This is a genomic window from Solihabitans fulvus (assembly GCF_008386585.1).
GTDB classification, from domain to species: domain Bacteria; phylum Actinomycetota; class Actinomycetes; order Mycobacteriales; family Pseudonocardiaceae; genus Solihabitans; species Solihabitans fulvus.
The window spans coordinates 1-1,681 of the sequence record NZ_VUOB01000135.1; the positions used below are offsets into that span (position 1 = coordinate 1).

Here is a 1,681-nt window from a genome sequence, read left to right on the forward strand (position 1 = left end):
TAGCCCGGATCTTTCGCGCGGGTGACGGCCTCGTTTGAGACTGGGACGGGTGGCTGTTGCGGGTCCTCCTTCCGTGGTCAAGCGGCCCGTCGTCGGCCGGGTGTCGCTGGGTTCCACGGCCCAGTGGTGGTGCTGGTTCGCTCGTAGGGACGGATTCTGGCTGGTTAGGCGAGTCGTGGTAGGTCGTGTAGGCGTTGGTGGGCGGTCACGGCCAGATCGGCCCAGGGCGCGTGGGCGGCCAGCCGGAGGTGGACCTGTCGGGCGTGGCGGGCGATGCGTCCGGCGATGGAGAACAGGCGCAGCCGCAGGCGTTTGGGCTCCCATCGCCGGGCTTGGTGGCCGGTCAGGGCGAGCATCTGGGTCCATGCGGTCAGCTCGACCGCGAGGGCGACGATCGCGATCCAGATCCGGTTGTGGGCGAAGCCGTGCAGGGGCAGGTTGGTCAGTCCGGTGGCCTTGCAGTTGCGGATGCGGTCCTCGGCTCGTGCCCGGCGGCGGTGGCGTAGTTCCAGATCGGCGAGTTGGCCGCGGGGTGTGTTGGTGGCGAACGCGGTCAGCCGCAGCCCGTCGGCGTCGGTGAACCGCAGTTGCGCGCCGGGATGCGGGCGTTCCTTGCGGACCAGAACCCGCATTCCCGTGGGCCATCCGGACAGGTCGAGCACGCCGGTGGCCTCCGCGACCCAGGCGCCCTCGCGCGGGGTGGCTTCGTCGTCGTAGGCGGGGGTCCACGCTCGTGCGGGGATCCGGGCGAGGCGTTCGACCGTGTCGTCGGGCAGGGTGAACCCGAGCGAGTAGCTCAGTTTCCGGGCTGTCAGCCAGTTCAGGAAGTCGTGGGTGGCTCCGGCGGCGTCGGTGCGGATCAACACTTTTCGGCCGACGCGTCCGCCTTTGGCGGTGAAGGGCAACTGCCGCAACGCGTTCCGTGTCACGGTGATGTGGTCGGCTGCGGTGTTCGAGCCGGCGTTGCCCGGCCGCAGCAGCATCGCCAGTGGTTCGCCGGTGCCCTTGGTGCCGTGGTCGACGAACGAGCACAACGGGTGGAATCCGAAGCCACGTTTGAATGTCGGCGCCGCGTTCTGCTTGTCTGAGTGCGCGGTGACCAGGGTGGCGTCCAGATCGATGATCAACGGGTTGTCGGGGCTGATGGCGTGGTCGGGGGCGTGCGTTCCGGCCAACGTCCACGCGGTTGCCCGTGCGGCGGCGCGGGCGGAGTCGATGGCCGCGAGTGCCGTGTCCGCGTCGGCGGCCAGGGTGGTGATCAGTCGCGAGACCGTGGGGTCGGAGGCGACCAGGCCGAACACAGCCGGTTCGGCGCGCAGCGTGGCGATGTCGGCCAGGCAGTCTCCGCCCAGGGCCAACGCGATCGCCAGATCGCACAGGATCTTGCCGGGATCGTGGATCGCGTTCGGTTGCCGCCAGCGGGCCAGTGCTGCCGACAGCACCTGGTCCGTGCCGGTCTTGATCGCTGTGTCGACCAGCAGTGTCGCGCCCGCGTGCGACACGATCCCCGTTCCGGTGGTGTCGACCTTCAAGCACGGGTAGGTCCCGGTAGTCTTGTTCACCAGAAAGGTGCTCCTGAACTGGTTCGGACATGACCCTCGACAAGTCATATCCTTGCAGTTCAGGGCACCTTTCTCCTGTATCGACACCCATCACACCGAATTAGCGCGAAAGCAGCGGG

At 68.3% G+C, this 1,681-nt stretch carries 1 protein-coding gene; it reads right to left on the reverse strand.

Going from position 1 to position 1,681, the window contains the following annotated elements; translation table 11 throughout:
• Positions 1-164: 164 nt before the first annotated feature.
• Entirely contained in the window at positions 165-1,562 is a 1,398-nt protein-coding gene (locus F0L68_RS40705) for an IS1380 family transposase (protein ID WP_149855266.1), read from the reverse strand.
• Between the last annotated feature and the right edge of the window lie 119 nt (positions 1,563-1,681).